Source organism: Streptomyces sp. NPDC047117, from assembly GCF_040643545.1.
Lineage (GTDB): Bacteria > Actinomycetota > Actinomycetes > Streptomycetales > Streptomycetaceae > Streptomyces.
Window position 1 is genome coordinate 129,268 of the sequence record NZ_JBEYUN010000021.1, and the last position, 15,458, is coordinate 144,725.

General features: G+C 73.1%; 13 protein-coding genes and 1 pseudogene. 9 read left to right on the forward strand and 5 right to left on the reverse strand.

Translation table 11 applies throughout. The features are described from left to right. The first annotated feature begins 65 nt into the window (after positions 1-65). Together ABZ840_RS31785 and ABZ840_RS31790 are read left to right on the forward strand one after the other, a co-directional pair. Positions 66-1,751, forward strand: coding sequence for an AMP-binding protein (locus ABZ840_RS31785; protein WP_361565501.1), 1,686 nt, complete (start codon positions 66-68; stop codon positions 1,749-1,751). Next, positions 1,748-3,406, forward strand: a complete 1,659-nt coding sequence (locus tag ABZ840_RS31790) for an AMP-binding protein (protein WP_361565503.1) — start codon at positions 1,748-1,750, stop codon at positions 3,404-3,406. Before ABZ840_RS31785 ends, ABZ840_RS31790 begins: the two co-directional genes overlap by 4 nt. Here ABZ840_RS31790 and ABZ840_RS31795 read toward each other — a convergent pair. Next, the gene (locus ABZ840_RS31795) at positions 3,387-3,749 is read right to left on the reverse strand and encodes an MmcQ/YjbR family DNA-binding protein (protein ID WP_361565505.1); all 363 of its coding nucleotides are present in this window, start codon (positions 3,747-3,749) and stop codon (positions 3,387-3,389) included. The two genes, ABZ840_RS31790 and ABZ840_RS31795, sit on opposite strands and share 20 nt — an antisense overlap. Before the next feature lie 287 nt (positions 3,750-4,036). Between ABZ840_RS31795 and ABZ840_RS31800 the strand changes: the two genes are divergently transcribed. From ABZ840_RS31800 to ABZ840_RS31830, 7 genes are all read left to right on the forward strand, one after another. Beyond that, a complete protein-coding gene (locus ABZ840_RS31800) occupies positions 4,037-4,819 on the forward strand; it encodes a glucose 1-dehydrogenase (protein WP_361565508.1) in 783 nt (260 codons plus the stop codon). 208 nt (positions 4,820-5,027) lie between these two features. Next, positions 5,028-5,636: an XRE family transcriptional regulator gene (locus ABZ840_RS31805; protein WP_361565510.1), complete on the forward strand. Its 609-nt coding sequence runs from the start codon at positions 5,028-5,030 to the stop codon at positions 5,634-5,636. 126 nt (positions 5,637-5,762) lie between these two features. Then, positions 5,763-6,974 carry an FAD-binding oxidoreductase gene (locus ABZ840_RS31810; RefSeq protein ID WP_361565555.1) on the forward strand — a complete coding sequence of 404 codons (1,212 nt, stop codon included), beginning with the start codon at positions 5,763-5,765 and terminating at the stop codon, positions 6,972-6,974. Further along, positions 6,971-7,300, forward strand: coding sequence for a (2Fe-2S)-binding protein (locus ABZ840_RS31815; RefSeq protein WP_361565513.1), 330 nt, complete (start codon positions 6,971-6,973; stop codon positions 7,298-7,300). The genes ABZ840_RS31810 and ABZ840_RS31815 overlap by 4 nt, the downstream gene beginning before the upstream one ends. After that, positions 7,297-8,784, forward strand: coding sequence for an FAD-dependent oxidoreductase (locus tag ABZ840_RS31820; RefSeq protein ID WP_361565516.1), 1,488 nt, complete (start codon positions 7,297-7,299; stop codon positions 8,782-8,784). Before ABZ840_RS31815 ends, ABZ840_RS31820 begins: the two co-directional genes overlap by 4 nt. Further along, positions 8,781-9,722, forward strand: a complete 942-nt coding sequence (locus ABZ840_RS31825; protein ID WP_361565519.1) for a dihydrodipicolinate synthase family protein — start codon at positions 8,781-8,783, stop codon at positions 9,720-9,722. Before ABZ840_RS31820 ends, ABZ840_RS31825 begins: the two co-directional genes overlap by 4 nt. Continuing rightward, on the forward strand, positions 9,719-10,720 hold the full coding sequence (locus tag ABZ840_RS31830; RefSeq protein ID WP_361565522.1) for a proline racemase family protein: 1,002 nt from the start codon (positions 9,719-9,721) through the stop codon (positions 10,718-10,720). Before ABZ840_RS31825 ends, ABZ840_RS31830 begins: the two co-directional genes overlap by 4 nt. Positions 10,721-10,950: 230 nt before the next feature. Here the strand turns inward: ABZ840_RS31830 and ABZ840_RS31835 are convergent, their stop codons facing one another. The 4 genes and pseudogenes from ABZ840_RS31835 to ABZ840_RS31850 all read right to left on the reverse strand — a co-directional run. Beyond that, positions 10,951-11,673, reverse strand: coding sequence for a hypothetical protein (locus ABZ840_RS31835; RefSeq protein ID WP_361565525.1), 723 nt, complete (start codon positions 11,671-11,673; stop codon positions 10,951-10,953). A 458-nt stretch (positions 11,674-12,131) separates the two neighbouring features. Further along, the gene (locus ABZ840_RS31840; protein WP_361565558.1) at positions 12,132-13,604 is read right to left on the reverse strand and encodes a catalase; all 1,473 of its coding nucleotides are present in this window, start codon (positions 13,602-13,604) and stop codon (positions 12,132-12,134) included. Positions 13,605-13,809: 205 nt separating this feature from the next. After that, positions 13,810-15,336 carry a thiamine pyrophosphate-binding protein gene (locus ABZ840_RS31845; protein ID WP_361565528.1) on the reverse strand — a complete coding sequence of 509 codons (1,527 nt, stop codon included), beginning with the start codon at positions 15,334-15,336 and terminating at the stop codon, positions 13,810-13,812. A gap of 27 nt (positions 15,337-15,363) precedes the next feature. Beyond that, positions 15,364-15,458: pseudogene (locus ABZ840_RS31850) on the reverse strand (2-hydroxy-3-oxopropionate reductase); the annotation flags it as partial.

Here is a 15,458-nt window from a genome sequence, read left to right on the forward strand (position 1 = left end):
GGGTGGTGAGACCTGCGTCACTGATTACACGATGGCCGGAAGCCGCGGGGCAATGAGGAGGACACATGGCGGACACGCGCGGGACGAGCCCGACGGAAACGTTCCGGGCAGCACGGGACTTCCTGCTGCGGCACCGGGAGGACTACGAGGCCGCACGCGAGGGCTTCAGCTGGCCGCGCCCCGAGCGCTTCAACTGGGCGCTGGACTGGTTCGACGCCATCGCCCGCGACAACGAACGGCTCGCGCTGCACATCGTCGAGGAGGACGGCCGGGAGACCCGGCTGACCTTCGAGGAGATGCGCCGCCGGTCGAACCGCGCCGCCAACTGGCTCACCTCGAAAGGGGTACGCGCCGGCGACCGCATCATCGTCATGCTCGGCAACCAGGCCGAGCTGTGGGAGACCGCGCTCGCCGCGATGAAGCTGCGCGCCGTCGTCATCCCCGCGACGCCGCTGCTCGGCCCCGCCGACCTCACCGACCGCGTCGAGCGGGGCCGCGCCCGCCATGTGATCGTGCGGTCCTCCGACACGGCCAAGTTCGACGGCGTGCCCGGCGACTACACCCGGATCGCGGTGGGCGGCGCGGCACACGGCTGGCTCGCGTACGAGGACGCGTACGACAGTCCCGACACCTTCGAGCCCACCGGCGACACCGCGCCGGACGACCCGCTGATGCTGTACTTCACCTCCGGGACGACGGCCCGGCCCAAGCTGGTGGAGCACACCCACACCTCGTACCCGGTCGGCCACCTCGCGACGATGTACTGGATCGGCCTGAAGCCGGGCGACGTGCATCTGAACATCTCCTCGCCGGGCTGGGCCAAGCACGCCTGGTCCAACCTCTTCGCGCCCTGGAACGCCGAGGCCACCGTCTTCCTCTACAACTACACCCGGTTCGACGCGGCCCGGCTGATGGCGGAGATGGACCGGGCGCACGTCACCACCTTCTGCGCGCCGCCCACCGTCTGGCGGATGCTCATCCAGGCCGACCTGAGCGCGCTGAAGACCGCGCCCCGCGAGACCGTCGCGGCCGGCGAGCCGCTCAACCCGGAGATCATCGAACAGGTCCGGCAGAGCTGGGGCGTGACGATCCGCGACGGCTTCGGCCAGACCGAGACCGCCGTCCAGGTCGCCAACACCCCGGGGCAGCCCCTCAAACCCGGCTCCATGGGCCGTCCCACGCCCGGTTACGACGTGGTGCTGCTGGACCCGGTGACCGGCGAGCCGGGCGACGAGGGCGAGATCGCGCTCGACCTGCGGAACCGCCCGGTCGGCCTGATGGCCGGCTACCACGGCGACCCCGAGCGCACCGCCGAGGCGATGGCCGATGGCTACTACCGCACCGGCGACATCGGCTCCCGGGACGGCGACGGCTGTCTGACCTACATCGGGCGCGCCGACGACGTCTTCAAGGCCTCCGACTACAAGATCAGCCCGTTCGAGCTGGAGAGCGCCCTGCTGGAGCACGAGGCGGTCGCCGAGGCCGCCGTCGTCCCCGCGCCCGATCCGCTGCGGCTCGCCGTGCCCAAGGCGTACATCGTGCTCGCCGCCGGCTGGGAGCCGGGCCCGGCGACCGCCAAGGCGCTCTTCGAGCACTCCCGCGAGGTGCTGGCCCCCTACAAGCGCGTCCGCGTCCTGGAGTTCGCCGAGCTGCCCAAGACCGTGTCCGGCAAGATCCGCCGCATCGAGCTGCGCGAGCGCACCGCCGGCGGCGACCGCGGCGCCGAGTACCGCGAGGAGGACCACCGATGAGCGCGCACGAGACCACGGCACCGGACGGCCGTCCGCTGTCCTACGAGAGCGGCGAGCGCGACCGCCCGCTGCTGGACCGCACCATCGGCGCCGACCTGGAGCTGGCCATCGAGCGGTTCGGCGACCGCGAGGCGATGGTCGACGTGGCCGGCGGCCGGCGCTGGACGTACGAGCAGTTCGGCCGCGCCGTCGACGAGGTCGCGCTCGGCCTGCTCGCCAAGGGCGTCACCAAGGGCGACCGGGTCGGCATCTGGGCGCCCAACTGCGCCGAATGGACGCTGACCCAGTACGCCACGGCCCGCATCGGGGCCGTCATGGTCAACATCAACCCGGCCTACCGGACGCATGAACTGGCGTACGTGCTCAACCAGTCGGGCATCGAGGTGCTGGTCTCCGCGACCGCGCACAAGTCCAGCGACTACCGGCGGATGGTGGCGGAGGTGCGCCCGGACGCGGAGCGCCTCCGCGAGGTCGTGTACATCGCCGACCCCACCTGGGAGGAGCTGCTGGCGGCCGGGACCTCGGTGCCCGCGGCGCGGCTGGCGGAGATCGCGGCGACCCTCACGCCCGACGACCCGATCAACATCCAGTACACCTCCGGCACCACCGGCTTCCCCAAGGGCGCCACCCTCTCGCACCGCAACATCCTCAACAACGGCTACTGGGTGGGCGAGGCCGTCGGCTACACCGAGGCGGACCGGGTCTGCCTGCCGGTGCCCTTCTACCACTGCTTCGGCATGGTGATGGGCAACCTCGCGATCACCTCGCACGGCGCCTGCTCCGTGATCCCCGCGCCCGCCTTCGACCCGGCGGCGACGCTCCGCGCCGTCCAGCAGGAGCGCTGCACCTCGCTCTACGGCGTCCCGACCATGTTCATCGCCGAGCTGAACCTCCCCGACTTCGCCTCCTACGACCTCAGCTCGCTGCGTACCGGCATCATGGCCGGCTCGCCCTGCCCGGTGGAGGTCATGAAGCGGGTGGTCGCCGAGATGCACATGGCGGAGGTCTCCATCTGCTACGGCATGACCGAGACCTCTCCCGTCTCCACCCAGACCCGCCGCGACGACGACCTGGAGCACCGCACGGAGACCGTCGGCCGGGTGCTGCCGCACATCGAGGTGCGGGTCGTCGACCCGGCCACGGGGGAGACGGTGGAGCGCGGCGAGCCGGGCGAACTGTGCACCCGCGCGTACAGCGTGATGCTCGGTTACTGGGAGGAGCCCGAGCGCACGGCCGAGGTCATCGACGCGGACGGCTGGATGCACACCGGGGACCTCGCCGTCATGAACGACGACGGCTACCTCCGTATCGTCGGCCGCATCAAGGACATGATCATCCGGGGCGGCGAGAACGTCTATCCGCGCGAGATCGAGGAGTTCCTCTACTCCCACCCGAAGATCGCGGACGTGCAGGTGGTCGGCGTACCGGACGAGAAGTACGGTGAGGAGATCGCCGCCTGCGTCATCCTCAAGGACCCGGCGGACACCCTCACCCAGGCGGAGCTGGCCGACTTCTGCCGCGACCGCCTCGCCCACTACAAGGTCCCGCGCTACCTCGACCTCCTGGACGCCTTCCCGATGACGGTCAGCGGCAAGGTACGCAAGGTCGAACTCCGCGACCGGCTGGCGGCGGAGCTCAGGGACGGTCCAGCCTGAGGCGCTGCGCGCGCGGCAGCCCCGCGACGACCAGGTCGTAGGAGTCCTCGATCAGCTCCTTGACCTGGTCGTCCGGGAGGTCGCCGGTCAGCGTCACGGTGTTCCAGTGCCGCTTGTTGAGGTGGTAGCCGGGGACGATCTCGGGGTGCGCCGCGCGCAGCCGCACCGCCTCCTCGGGGTCGCACTTGAGGCTGACGGTGAGCGGGTCGGCCGCGTCGAGCGCGGAGAGCGCGAAGATCTTCCCGCCCACCTTGTAGACCGCCGTGTCGGGGTTGAAGGGGAATTCCTCGACGGCGCCGTTGAATTCCAGGCAGAAGGCGCGCAGGGCGCGGTGATCGAACATGAGGTCATTGTGCCGAGAAGCGGGCGAACCGCGGCTCGGTGCTGTCAGCGGTGGGCGGGTTCGTGTGTCGTCGTGGAGGCTCGCACAAGGAACATTTCAGCCCGTCCTGTCATGCGAGGAAATCGCTATGGCATCAGCAAGCACATGACCGGCCAAGTTCACCCGGCCGGAGGGGGAGGTCACAGCGGGCGGCGTCCTTCGGTGAAGATCGCGCAACGCTCTTGACCTGTCTACTCGTCATATGGCTGATTGAAAGGCCCCTTGACGAGGTGATGGAGGAAAGCTCTGTGCTCACGCTCGAAGGCAAGACCGCGGTCATCACGGGTGCCGCCCGCGGCCAGGGAGAGGCGGAGGCGCGGCTGTTCGCCCGGCTCGGCGGGCGCGTGGTCCTGGCCGACGTGCTGGACGAGCCCGGGAAGCGGGTCGCCGACGAGATCGGTGAGGCGGCGCGCTACGTCCACCTCGACGTGACCGACGAGGCGGGGTGGCAGACGGTCGTGGCCACCGCGGTCGCGGAGTTCGGCGGCGTGGACGTACTGATCAACAACGCGGGCGTGCTGCGCTCGATGCCGCTGGCCGACGAGACCATGGAGAACTTCGAGCGCACGCTGCGGATCAACCTCGTCGGCCCGTTCCTCGGCATCAAGGCGGTCCGGGAGGCGATGATCGCGGCCGGCGGCGGATCGATCGTCAACATCTCCTCCGTCGGCGGACTCACCGGCATACCCCGCACCGGCGGCTACGGCGCGTCCAAGTGGGGCCTGCGCGGCCTGACGAAGATCGCCGCGCTGGAGCTGGGCGAGTACGGCATCCGGGTCAACTCCGTGCACCCGGGCGTCATCGACACCCCGATGGTGGCCGAGGTGGCGGCGATGCCGAACGGCGGCGCGGCGCCGGGCGTGGCCCTGGGCCGCATCGGCCTGCCGGACGACGTCGCGGGCCTGGTCGCCTTCCTCGCCTCGGACGCCTCCGCCTACCTCACCGGCGCCGAGATCGCCGTGGACGGCGGCTCGTCGGCGGGCCCGGTGCCGCCGGCCGCCCCGCAGGGCGAGGCGGCCGCTGTGGGATAAGTCTCGCCCGCCGTTCCGCCAGGGGCGAAGGGGGCGTGACGCGACAGAACGGGCGCATGAGACCGGCTGGTTCACGGCTGGTTCCGTGCGCCCTTCTTGCTGCCGCGGCAGTCCGTAAACTGTTCGGGAAGACGAACGGCATCTCCGTACGTGGCGTTCGGTCGACGGAACAGGAGCGCGGCCGCATCGCCGCGGAAGGGCGGGCAGGATGAGCGTCCCCGAGGGCTCGATCCGGGACATGCTGGCGGCGAACCTGAAGCACGCCAGGGCGCAGCGGGGGCTCTCGCTCTCCGAGCTGTCCCGGCGCTCCAGGATCGGCAAGGCGACGCTGTCGCAGCTGGAGTCCGGCACCGGAAACCCCACCATCGAGACGGTTTTCAGCCTCTCGCGCGCGCTGGAGGTGCCGATCTCCGGACTGCTGGACACCCGCCCCGCCGACGGCCCGACCGTGGTGCGCGCCGCGGACGTGGAGGTGCTCAGCGGCGACGCGGTGGACCTGCGCCCGCTGCGCCGCTTCGAGCCGGGGGAGGGCGGCTTCGAGGTGTACGACCAGCAGGTGCGCGAGGGGGCGCGGCAGAACTCGCTGGGCCACGTCGGCACCGAGCACACGATCGTGCAGGCCGGCCGGCTCGCCGTGGACGTCGAGGGCGAGCGCATCGAGCTCGGACCCGGTGACTACATCGGCTTCGAGGCCTCGCGGCCGCACGCGTACACCGCACTGGGTGGCCCCGTCCGCTCGGTACTGCTGCTCCACTACGGAACCGACCGGCGCCCGGAGGGCCGGGCCGCGCACCCCGCGCTGGGGCCGCACGCCTGAGGACCGGGATCCAATTACTGACGTACCGTCAGCCCAAAGCCATGCCCACCCCATTGACCTTCCCCTGAGCCCCTCCTAGCCTCGCATCGTTCGGTAAAGCGAACGAAGGAGCGGCCTATGCGGTCGATGAACGGAACGCGGGTGGTGGTCATCGGCGCCGGCATCGTCGGCGCGGCCTGCGCCCGCGAACTCGCCCTGACCGGCGGCTTCCGGGTCACGGTCGTGGACCGGGGCGGCGCCGCCGAGGCGACCACCGCGCACGGCGAGGGCAACGTCCTCGTCTCCGACAAGGGACCGGGCCCCGAACTCCGGCTCGCCCAGCTCTCCCGCCGCTTGTGGCCGGAGACGCTGGCCGCCGTCGCCGGACGCCCGCCCCGCGGCGCCGACGCCGTACGCGCCGTCGAATGGGACCCCAAGGGCGGCATCGTCGTCGCCACCACCGAGGCCGGCGCCGCGGAACTCACCCGCTTCGCCGCAGCCCAGCGCACGGCCGGCGTACGGGCCGACCCGCTCGACGCCGCCGCACTCGCCGCGGCCGAGCCGCACCTCACCCGCGACCACGCCGCGGCCCTGCACTACCCCGAGGACGCCCAGGTCCAGCCCGCCGCCGCGGCCGCCGCACTGCTCGGCGACGCCCTCGCGCAGGGCGCCACCCTCCGCACCGGCTGCGAAGTGCTCGGCGCCCGCACCCGCGGCGGCCGCCTCACCGCGGTCCGCACCACCGAAGGCGACCTGGCAGCCGACCTCTTCGTCAACGCGGCGGGCCCTTGGTCGGGACGGCTCGCCGCCCGCCTCGGCGCGCCCGTCGACGTCCGCCCGCGCCGCGGCGACATCCTCGTCACGGCGCCGCTGCCGCCCACCGTCTTCCACAAGGTCTACGACGCCGACTACGTGGGCGCGGTCGGCAGCAGCGCAGAGGACCTGCAGACCTCGGCCGTCGTCGAGGCCACCCGCGGCGGCAGCGTGCTGCTCGGCTCCTCCCGCCGCCGCGCCGGCTTCGACGACCGGCTGCGCCCCGAGGTGCTCTCCACGATCGCCGCCAAGGCCCTCCGGCTCTTCCCCGGCCTCGCCGACGTGGCCGTGATGCGCGCCTACGGCGGCTTCCGCCCGTACGTCCCCGACCACCTCCCCGTCATCGGCGCCGACCCGAGGCTGCCGGGCCTGTGGCACGCGAGCGGCCACGAGGGCGCCGGCATCGGCCTCTCCCTCGGCACCGCCCGCCTGCTCCGCGACCTGGTGTGCGGCGACGGCCCGGAGCTCGACCCGGACCCGTTCCGGGTGGACCGCCCGGCCGTACTGGGCACCTCGGCCACCGCCCCGAGTGAGGAGAGCGCATGAGCCCCCGACTGTTCCGCACCCCGGCCGGCACCCCCGGACAGCCGCCCGAACGCCCCGTGCGGATCACCGTGGACGGCGAGCCGGTCACCGGCATCGCGGGCCGGAGCATCGCGGGCGTACTGCTCGCCGCGGGCCGTACCTCCTGGCGCACCGCACGCTCGGGCGCCCCGCGCGGCGTGTTCTGCGGCATCGGCGTCTGCTTCGACTGCGTCCTGACCGTCAACGGCGTCCCCGACGTACGGGCCTGCCGCCGCCGCGCCGCGGACGGGGACGTGGTGAGGACACAGACGCGGACCGCACCGGACGGCGGGGAGGACGAGGCATGACGGCCGCACCGCGTACGGACGCCCGCCGCCACGTGGTCGTCGTCGGGGCCGGACCCGCCGGTCTCGCCGCCGCCGCTTCCGCGCTGGCGGCCGGGGCCCGGGTCACCCTCGCCGACGCGGCGGAGCGGCCCGGCGGCCAGTACCACCGCACGCTCGCCGAGGAGTTCGGCGGACCGCGCGACACCGGGTCCCGCTTCGACCGCCTTCGCCGCATCGTCCTCGGCCACCCCCGCTGCACCTGGCTCGCCGAGACCTCCGTCTGGGCACTGGAGCGGCCGGCCCCCGAGGAGCCCGGCCCACCCCTCGTCCACACCCTCACCGGCCCCGCCGACGGCACCAACAGGACCCGCCGCGTCCTCACCCCCGACGCCCTGGTCCTCGCCCCGGGCGCCCACGACCGCGTACTGCCCTTCCCCGGCTGGGACCTGCCCGGAGTGTACGCGGCCGGTGCCGCGCAGGCGCTCGTCAAAAGCGAGCGGCTGGTGCTCGGCGACGCCGTGCTGCTCGCGGGCACCGGCCCGTTCCTGCTGCCGGTCGCCGCCGCACTGCTGACCGCCGGCGCCGGCCTGCGGGCCGTCCTGGAGGCCAACCCGGCAGCGACGGTCGCCCGCGGCTGGACGGGCCGCCCCTGGGAGCTGGCGTCCCAGCCCGCCAAGGCGGCCGAACTGGGCCGCTGCGTAGCTCAGCTGACACGACATCAGGTTGTGTATCGGACCGGCCGGGCGGTGATCGAGGCACGCGGCGAGGGCCGTGTCGAAGAGGCCGTCACCGCACGCCTGCGCCCCGACTGGTCGGTCGTACCCGGCAGCGAACGCACCGTCCCCGTCGACGCCCTCTGCGTCGGCCACGGCTTCAGCCCACAGCTGGAACTGCCGCTCGCCGCGGGCTGCGCGCTGGTGCGCACCGCGGCCGGCGAGTTCGTCGCCGTGGACGACGACCAGCTCACGAGCGTGCCCGGCGTCTACGCGGCAGGCGAGGCCACCGGCATCGCGGGCGCACCCGCCGCCCGTACCGAAGGCGCACTCGCCGGCTGGCTCGCGGCCGGCGGCGACCCCGCGGCCCCCGCACTGCGCCGGGTACGCCGCAACCGCGACCACGGCCGCGCCTTCGCAGCCCGCCTGGCCGCCGCCCACCCCATCGGCCCCGCCTGGCCCGGCTGGCTGCGCCCTGAAACGGTGATCTGCCGCTGCGAGGAGACGGACTACGGCACGCTCTGCCGCGCCGCCACCGACGCGTCCGGCGCCGCGCCCCGCGTCACCAAGCTCGCCACCCGCGCGGGCCTCGGCCCCTGCCAGGCCCGCATCTGCGGCCCCACCGTCGCCGAACTCACCACCCGGCTGCGCGGCGCCCCGCCCGGCCACCCGGCGGAGGGCCTGCCACCCGCGGCCCCGCACCGCCGCCCCCTGGCCCAGCCCATCCGCCTGGGCGAACTGGCCCGCACTCCCACCGCACCCCACACCGACCCGAAGGAGAGCACCACATGAACAGCACCGCCTCCCACCGCCCCGCAGGTCTCGGCGGCGTGGTCGTCGCGACCGCACTCCCGTACCGCGCGGACCCCGCGGCCCCGGCCGGGCTCGCCGTCGACCTGGACCGGTACGCCGAACACTGCCGCTGGCTGCTGGACAACGGGTGCGACGGGATCGGCCCGAACGGCTCGCTGGGGGAGTACTCCTCCCTCACCGACGCCGAACGCCGCGCGGTCGCCCGGACCGCGGTCGAAACGGCGAACGGCGACGGCACCGTCATCGTCGGCGTGCACGGCGCAGGCAGCCACCAGGCCCGCCACTGGGCGGAGTCGGCCGCAGAGGACGGCGCCGACGGCGTACTCTGCCTGCCGCCCACCATGTACCGCGCCAACCCCGCCGAAGTGATCGCCCACTTCGAGGCGGTGGCCGCCGTGGGCCTCCCCGTCATGGTCTACAACAACCCGTACGACACCAAGGTCGACCTGACGCCCGCACTCCTCGCCGAGATCGCCCGAATCGACAACATAGTGGCGGTCAAGGAGTTCTCCGGAGACGTCCGCCGCGTACTGCACATCAAGGAACAGGCCCCCGGCCTGCACATCATCAGCGGCGCGGACGATGTCGTGCTGGAGAGCCTGCTCATGGGCGCGACCGGCTGGTTCGCCGGCTTCCCGAACGTCTTCCCCGCCGAGTCCGCAAAGCTCTACGCACTGGCCAGGGCCGGCCGCCTGGAAGAGGCACGCGCACTGTACGAGCCGCTGGTCGCCGCCTTCCGCTGGGACTCCCGTACCGAATTCGTGCAGGCCATCAAGGCGGGCATGGACCAGGTGGGCCGGTACGGCGGACCCTGCCGCCCACCGCGCGGCCCGCTCGTCCCCGAACACCGCGCCCAGGTCCACGCCGACATGGCCCGAGCCATCACCGCCCTCGAAAAGCTGGGAGCGTCCCGTTGAGATCGATCCGCACCCTCAGCGCCGTCGACTCCCACACCGAGGGCATGCCCACCCGCGTGGTGACCGGCGGGGTCGCCCCGATCCCCGGCGCCACCATGGCCGACCGCCGCCGGTACGCCGTCGAACACCTCGACGGCCTCCGCCGCTTCCTCGTCGACGAGCCGCGCGGCCACCCCGCGATGAGCGGCGCCCTGCTCCAGCCGGCCACCCGCCCCGACGCCGACTGGGGCGTCCTCTACATCGAGGTCAGCGGCTTCCTGCCGATGTGCGGACACGGCACGATCGGCGTCGCCACGGTCCTGGTCGAGACGGGCATGGTCCCGGTCACCGAGCCGGAGACCACCGTCCGCCTGGACACCCCGGCCGGCCTCGTCGAGGCGCGCGTCACGGTACGCGACGGCACCGCCGAGAAGGTCACCCTCCGCAACGTCGACGCCTTCGCCCTCGAACTCGACGCCAAGGTGGACGTCCCCGGTCTCGGCGAGATCCGCTACGACATGGCGTACGGCGGCAACTTCTACGCAATCGTGGAACTGAACGACGTCGCCCTCCCCTTCGACCGATCCCGCAAGCAGGACATCCTCTCCGCCGGCCTGGACATCATGGCCGCGATCAACGAGCAGAGCCGCCCCGCCCACCCCACCGACCCCCTCATCGCAGGCTGCAAACACGTCCAGTTCCTCGCACCGGACTCGAACGCCCGGCACTCCCGCAACGCCATGGCCATCCACCCAGGCTGGTTCGACCGCTCCCCCTGCGGCACGGGCACCTCGGCACGAATGGCCCAACTCCACGCCCGAGGCGAACTCCCGCTCCACACCGACTTCGTGAACGAGTCCTTCATCGGAACCCGGTTCCACGGCCAACTGATCGACACCACAGAGGTAGGCGGACTACCGGCCGTCATCCCGGAGTTCGCAGGCCGAGCCTGGATCACCGCCACAGCCAACTACGTACTGGACCCGCACGACCCCTTCCCCGAGGGCTTCGTTCTCTAAAGGGTCCGCTGTGCGGCAGTTGGCGTACGACGGGAGGGGGTGGGGGCGGAGGGGTGGGGTCCTGGACGACTGCCCGTGATTTGTGGCCCAACAGGGGCCGCATGTGCGAAGGCCGCCGAACGGGCCGTAAATCATGGGTCCAGGACCCCACCCCGCAGCCCCCGCCCCCGGCACCACGACGCAAGCAACCCGAGGACCGCGCCCCGAGGACCGCGCCCCGAACGCAACCGTCAGGGCCCGCTCCTGATCAGCTCGTCCGCCGCGTCGTTGACCGGTTGCGGGGTGCCGGTGAGGTCCATGACGAACAGGGGGAGGTGGAGGGTGTCGGCGCGGGTTCGGGCGTCTTTGGCGTAGCCCGCCAGGGAGAAGAACACCGCGAGCGCCGAGTCGTTGAGTCCGTTCAGCCAGACCGTCTCGATCTCGCGGAGGCGCGTGGGACGGGTGGTCGGGTCGACCTGGGCGACCAGCCCGCGCCCCCGCACGTCCACCCCCGACGAGCTGCGCTCAGGGGCCCGGACGACCTCGGCGAAGCCCAGCCACTTCAGGTACTGGACGGCGGCGGTGACGCAGTCCCGCGCGGTCCGTATCGTCACGGGCCGGAACGCGGGGCGCAGTACGGCCGGCGGCGCGGGGGAGCGGTAGCGGTGCGAGGCGCGGCCGGGCGGGGTGGTCTCCGGTGCCGGCGGCCCCGGTGCCGGTATCACCGGGACGCGGGCGACGGTGCCGCAGGAGCACGCCGACTCCGGCGCCGGCCACTCGTCCAGCCGCCCGCAGGACTCGCACCGCACCTCGACCCAGGAGCTCTGCCAGGTGCGGTGCTGGATCTCGACGGGCACCCCGCCGCGCAGCACGGGCATGGTCAGCGGTGCCCCGCACGCGCACGGAAAGGTCGGCGGCGTGAAGGCGTTCTCGCGGCGGCACGTAGGGCAGCGCACCGGCACGCTGTCGGCCATGTTCGGCTCCTGGCGGGTTGGTCGGTTCATCACCGCCCATGGTCCCCCGGAATACGACGTTCGCGCGGCGAAACGCGCGGAGAGCGACACAGGGCCCGGCGCTCCGTGACCGTACGGAGCGCCGGGCCCTGCGGGTGGTGACCGTCCGGTGACACGGGTTACAGGCGCGACAGGACACGCGCCACCGGACGGAGTCTGGTGGAGGGGCTGATGTGACGGATGATGGCGTGCTCCGCGGTGACGGGGGAGAGGACGCGCCCTTCCCTATGAGACGCGTCCGTCCCACCGCACTGGTTACTCCCACGGCACCGCGGAGCCACCGTCGGCCGGCGACCGAGGCCGCCGGCCGGTCCGTACCGCCCGGCCACCCCTCAACGGGCCGGACGGTACGGACGCGCAAGGGTGCTGACCTCCCGTCAGTCCTCACGCAGTCTTCGGACCGGTGTTCGGTCCTCCGGTCAGTCCTCGCGGAGTTCGCGGACCTTGGCCTCCACGCGCTTGCCGTAGTCCGGGTCCGCCGCGTGGAAGTGCGCGAGGTTCTTCTCGATGACGTCGTCGCGGGAGACCTGCGAGAGGCCGCCGGCGATGTTCGCCACCAGACGCTTCTTCTCGTCCTCGGACATCAGCCGGTACAGCTCGCCGGCCTGGAAGAAGTCGTCGTCCTTGGTGTGCTGCGGCGCCTCGTGGGTGCCGGTGTGCCCGTTGACGGCGAACGGGGAGGACAGCGCCTCGTTCGTCTGCACCGGGCCGTCGTAGCTGTTCGGCTCGTAGTTCTTGGCGCCCCGACCCTGGGAGTTGGCGGCCATCAGGCCGTCCCGGCCGTAGTTGTGCGCGGTGGTCGCCTTGGGGGCGTTGACCGGCAGCAGGGTGTGGTTGACGCCCAGGCGGTAGCGCTGCGCGTCGGCGTAGGCGAAGAGCCGGCCCTGGAGCATCTTGTCGGGCGACGGGCCGATGCCGGGCACGAAGTTGTTCGGGGAGAACGCGGCCTGCTCGACCTCGGCGAAGACGTTGTCGGGGTTGCGGTCCAGGACCATCCGGCCCACGCGCTGCAGCGGGTAGTCCTTGTGCGGCCACACCTTGGTGAGGTCGAACGGGTTGAAGCGGTAGTCCGCCGCCTCGGCCGCCGGCATGACCTGCACGTACAGCGTCCAGGACGGGTACACACCGCGCTCGATGGACTGGAGCAGGTCGGTCTGGTGCGAGTTGGCGTCCTTGCCGGACAGCTCGGCGGCCTGGTCGGCGTCCAGGCAGCGGATGCCCTGGTTGGTCTTGAAGTGGTACTTGACGAAGAAGGCCTCGCCCTTGGCGTTGGTCCACTGGTAGGTGTGCGAACCGTAGCCGTTCATGTGGCGGTAGGAGGCCGGCACGCCGCGGTCGCCCATCAGCCAGGTGACCTGGTGGGTCGCCTCGGGAGCGTGTGCCCAGAAGTCCCAGACGTTGTCCGGCTCCTGCTTGCCCGTGAAGGGGTCGCGCTTCTGGGAGTGGATGAAGTCGGGGAACTTGATCGGGTCCTTGATGAAGAACACCGGGGTGTTGTTGCCGACGAGGTCGTAGTTGCCCTCTTCGGTGTAGAACTTGACCGCGAAGCCGCGCGGGTCACGGGCGGCGTCCGGGCCGCCGAGGCTGTCGGCGACGGTCGAGAAGCGGATGAACATCTCGGTCCGCTTGCCGATGGTGTTGAGGAAGTCGGCGCGGGTGAAGCCGGTGACGTCGTCGGTCACCTCGAAGTAGCCGTAGGCGCCGGAGCCGCGGGCGTGGACCACGCGCTCCGGGATGCGCTCCCGGTTGAAGCGGGCGAGCTTCTCGATGAGGTGCTGGTCCTGGAGGACGATCGGGCCACCGACGCCGGCGGTGGCGGAGTTCTGGTTGTCGGCGACGGGGGCGCCCGACTCCGTGGTGAGTGTGCGCGCCGTCAGCGTGGGCTTCGACATGGTGACCTTCCGTACGAAGAGCGCGGAAGCCGACTTCCGCATGTTGGAGCGTATGGAGGGCTCCAACCAAACGTCAACAGTTTGTTGAAAACTTGCTGGGGTCCTTCTACCACCGCACGCAGCGGCCGGAAAAGGGTCCCGGCGGCGGCACCTGGGCGCGACAGGACAGGTGTCGGCGCCGCCGCCGGAAGCTTGTGTGCGAGGCTCACGCCTCGGGTGCGGCCGCCTCGGGTGCGGCCAGGACGGAGACCAGTACCGGGCGCCGCGTGGAGACGGTCTCCTTGCGGGCCCACTCCAGTGCCGAGCGCAGGTCCTCCCGGCCGGTGACCCGGCGCCCCGAGCAGCCGTACGCCTCGGCGAGGCGCACCGTGTCCGGGCCGCGCTCGTCACGGTCGAGCAGCAGCTGCACGTACGGCACTCCGTGCTCCGCCGCCCCCGTCAACTCCTCGGCGAACGGCGGCAGTCCGGGCCCCGCGGAGATGCCCACCAGCAGGGCGTCCGGTGCCGTGGCGGACAGCGCCGCCCGGGCCCCGAGCGCCGCGGGGATCTCCCACCCCGGCGGCCCGCCGCGGCCGCGGAGCAGCAGCCGGCGCGGCCGGCGGACCGGTAACGCCGCGGCGCCCCACTCCGCGTACACCTCCTCCGTGAGCACGAAGCAGGTGTCGGGGTCCGTGCCGAGGACCGCGTCGATGCCGGCGTGCACCTGCCCGGCGGGTACCGGACCGCTCCGCGGGCCCGCCGCCCGGACCGCGGCCCCGGCAGGCTCGGCCCACGGGTGGGGCGGCCGCTCCGCGCGCTCCCCGGCGGCGCCGAGCAGCGCCTCCAGGAACAGCCGCGCGTCGGCGACGATCCCGATGCCGGGCGTGCCGTACCCACCGAGCGCCGCGGGGTCGGCGTCCACCTGGACCACCGTCCGCGCCCCCGTGAGGAGGTCGGCGCCCCGGCCGGTGCCGAGGGCGAGGACACAGTCCGCGACGGCCAGCGCCCGGCCTCCCGCCCCCGACGGGCAGCCGACGCTCCCTACGTGCAGGGCGTGGCCGTCCCCCGCGCAGCCGCGGCCGCCGGGGGTGTCGACGAAGGGCACCCGCAGCCGCTCGGCCAGCGTGCGCAGCGCGGTGCCGGCCCCTGACTCCGGCACCCCGCCGCCCGCCAGGAGCAGCGGCCGGCGCGCGGCCAGCAGCAGCTCCAGCGCGGCCGTGACCTGCGTGGCCCGGGGCGCGCCGTGCCGTACCGGCAGCGGCGCGTCGGCCGCGGGCGCGTACGCGATCTCCGTCTCGGCCGCCCCGGGGGACAGTTCCACCAGGACCGGTCCCGGCCGGCCCTCGCGGGCCGTGCGGAACGCCGCACGCAGCGCCCAGGGCAGGCGGGCGGCGGAGACGGCCGGCAGCACCTGCTTGGTCACCGGCCGGGCCGGTCCGGCGGCGCCGGGCCCGGTCGCGAGGCAGACCAGCGGTACGCCGTCGGCGTGCGCGGTGTGCAGGCCGGGCACCAGTCCCGGCCCGGACGCCGCGCCCGCGACGACGACCCCCGGCCGCCCGCTCGCGCGGGCCCAGCCGTCGGCCATGTGCACGGCCGACTGGGGATGACGGGCCGTCCGGCGACCGAGGCCCGCCGAGAACGCCGCGTACAGCGGGTCGCCGGGTGCGTCCGGGCAGCCGAAGGCGTGGTCGGCGCCCTCGTCCCGGACGATCCGGGCGGCCACCGCCGCTGCGGTCGTCCTCGGTGTCGGCATCGGTCGCTCCCCCTCTCGGCCCGTCCCTCAGCCCTGGGTGGGGAGGCCGGAGAGGCGCTCGACGCCGCGGAGGAGGGCGGAGTGGTCCAGGCCGCCGTCGCCCTGGGCGCGCAGGGAGGCGA

Coding starts and splice junctions, on each gene's coding strand:
- ABZ840_RS31810 (WP_361565555.1), top strand. CDS start 5,763: ATGAACGGAACGCGGGTGGTGGTCATCGGCGCCGGCATCGTCGGCGCG.
- ABZ840_RS31820 (WP_361565516.1), top strand. CDS start 7,297: ATGACGGCCGCACCGCGTACGGACGCCCGCCGCCACGTGGTCGTCGTC.
- ABZ840_RS31795 (WP_361565505.1), bottom strand. CDS start 3,749: ATGTTCGATCACCGCGCCCTGCGCGCCTTCTGCCTGGAATTCAACGGC.
- ABZ840_RS31805 (WP_361565510.1), top strand. CDS start 5,028: ATGAGCGTCCCCGAGGGCTCGATCCGGGACATGCTGGCGGCGAACCTG.
- ABZ840_RS31825 (WP_361565519.1), top strand. CDS start 8,781: ATGAACAGCACCGCCTCCCACCGCCCCGCAGGTCTCGGCGGCGTGGTC.
- ABZ840_RS31790 (WP_361565503.1), top strand. CDS start 1,748: ATGAGCGCGCACGAGACCACGGCACCGGACGGCCGTCCGCTGTCCTAC.
- ABZ840_RS31840 (WP_361565558.1), bottom strand. CDS start 13,604: ATGTCGAAGCCCACGCTGACGGCGCGCACACTCACCACGGAGTCGGGC.
- ABZ840_RS31785 (WP_361565501.1), top strand. CDS start 66: ATGGCGGACACGCGCGGGACGAGCCCGACGGAAACGTTCCGGGCAGCA.
- ABZ840_RS31815 (WP_361565513.1), top strand. CDS start 6,971: ATGAGCCCCCGACTGTTCCGCACCCCGGCCGGCACCCCCGGACAGCCG.
- ABZ840_RS31845 (WP_361565528.1), bottom strand. CDS start 15,336: ATGCCGACACCGAGGACGACCGCAGCGGCGGTGGCCGCCCGGATCGTC.
- ABZ840_RS31835 (WP_361565525.1), bottom strand. CDS start 11,673: ATGGCCGACAGCGTGCCGGTGCGCTGCCCTACGTGCCGCCGCGAGAAC.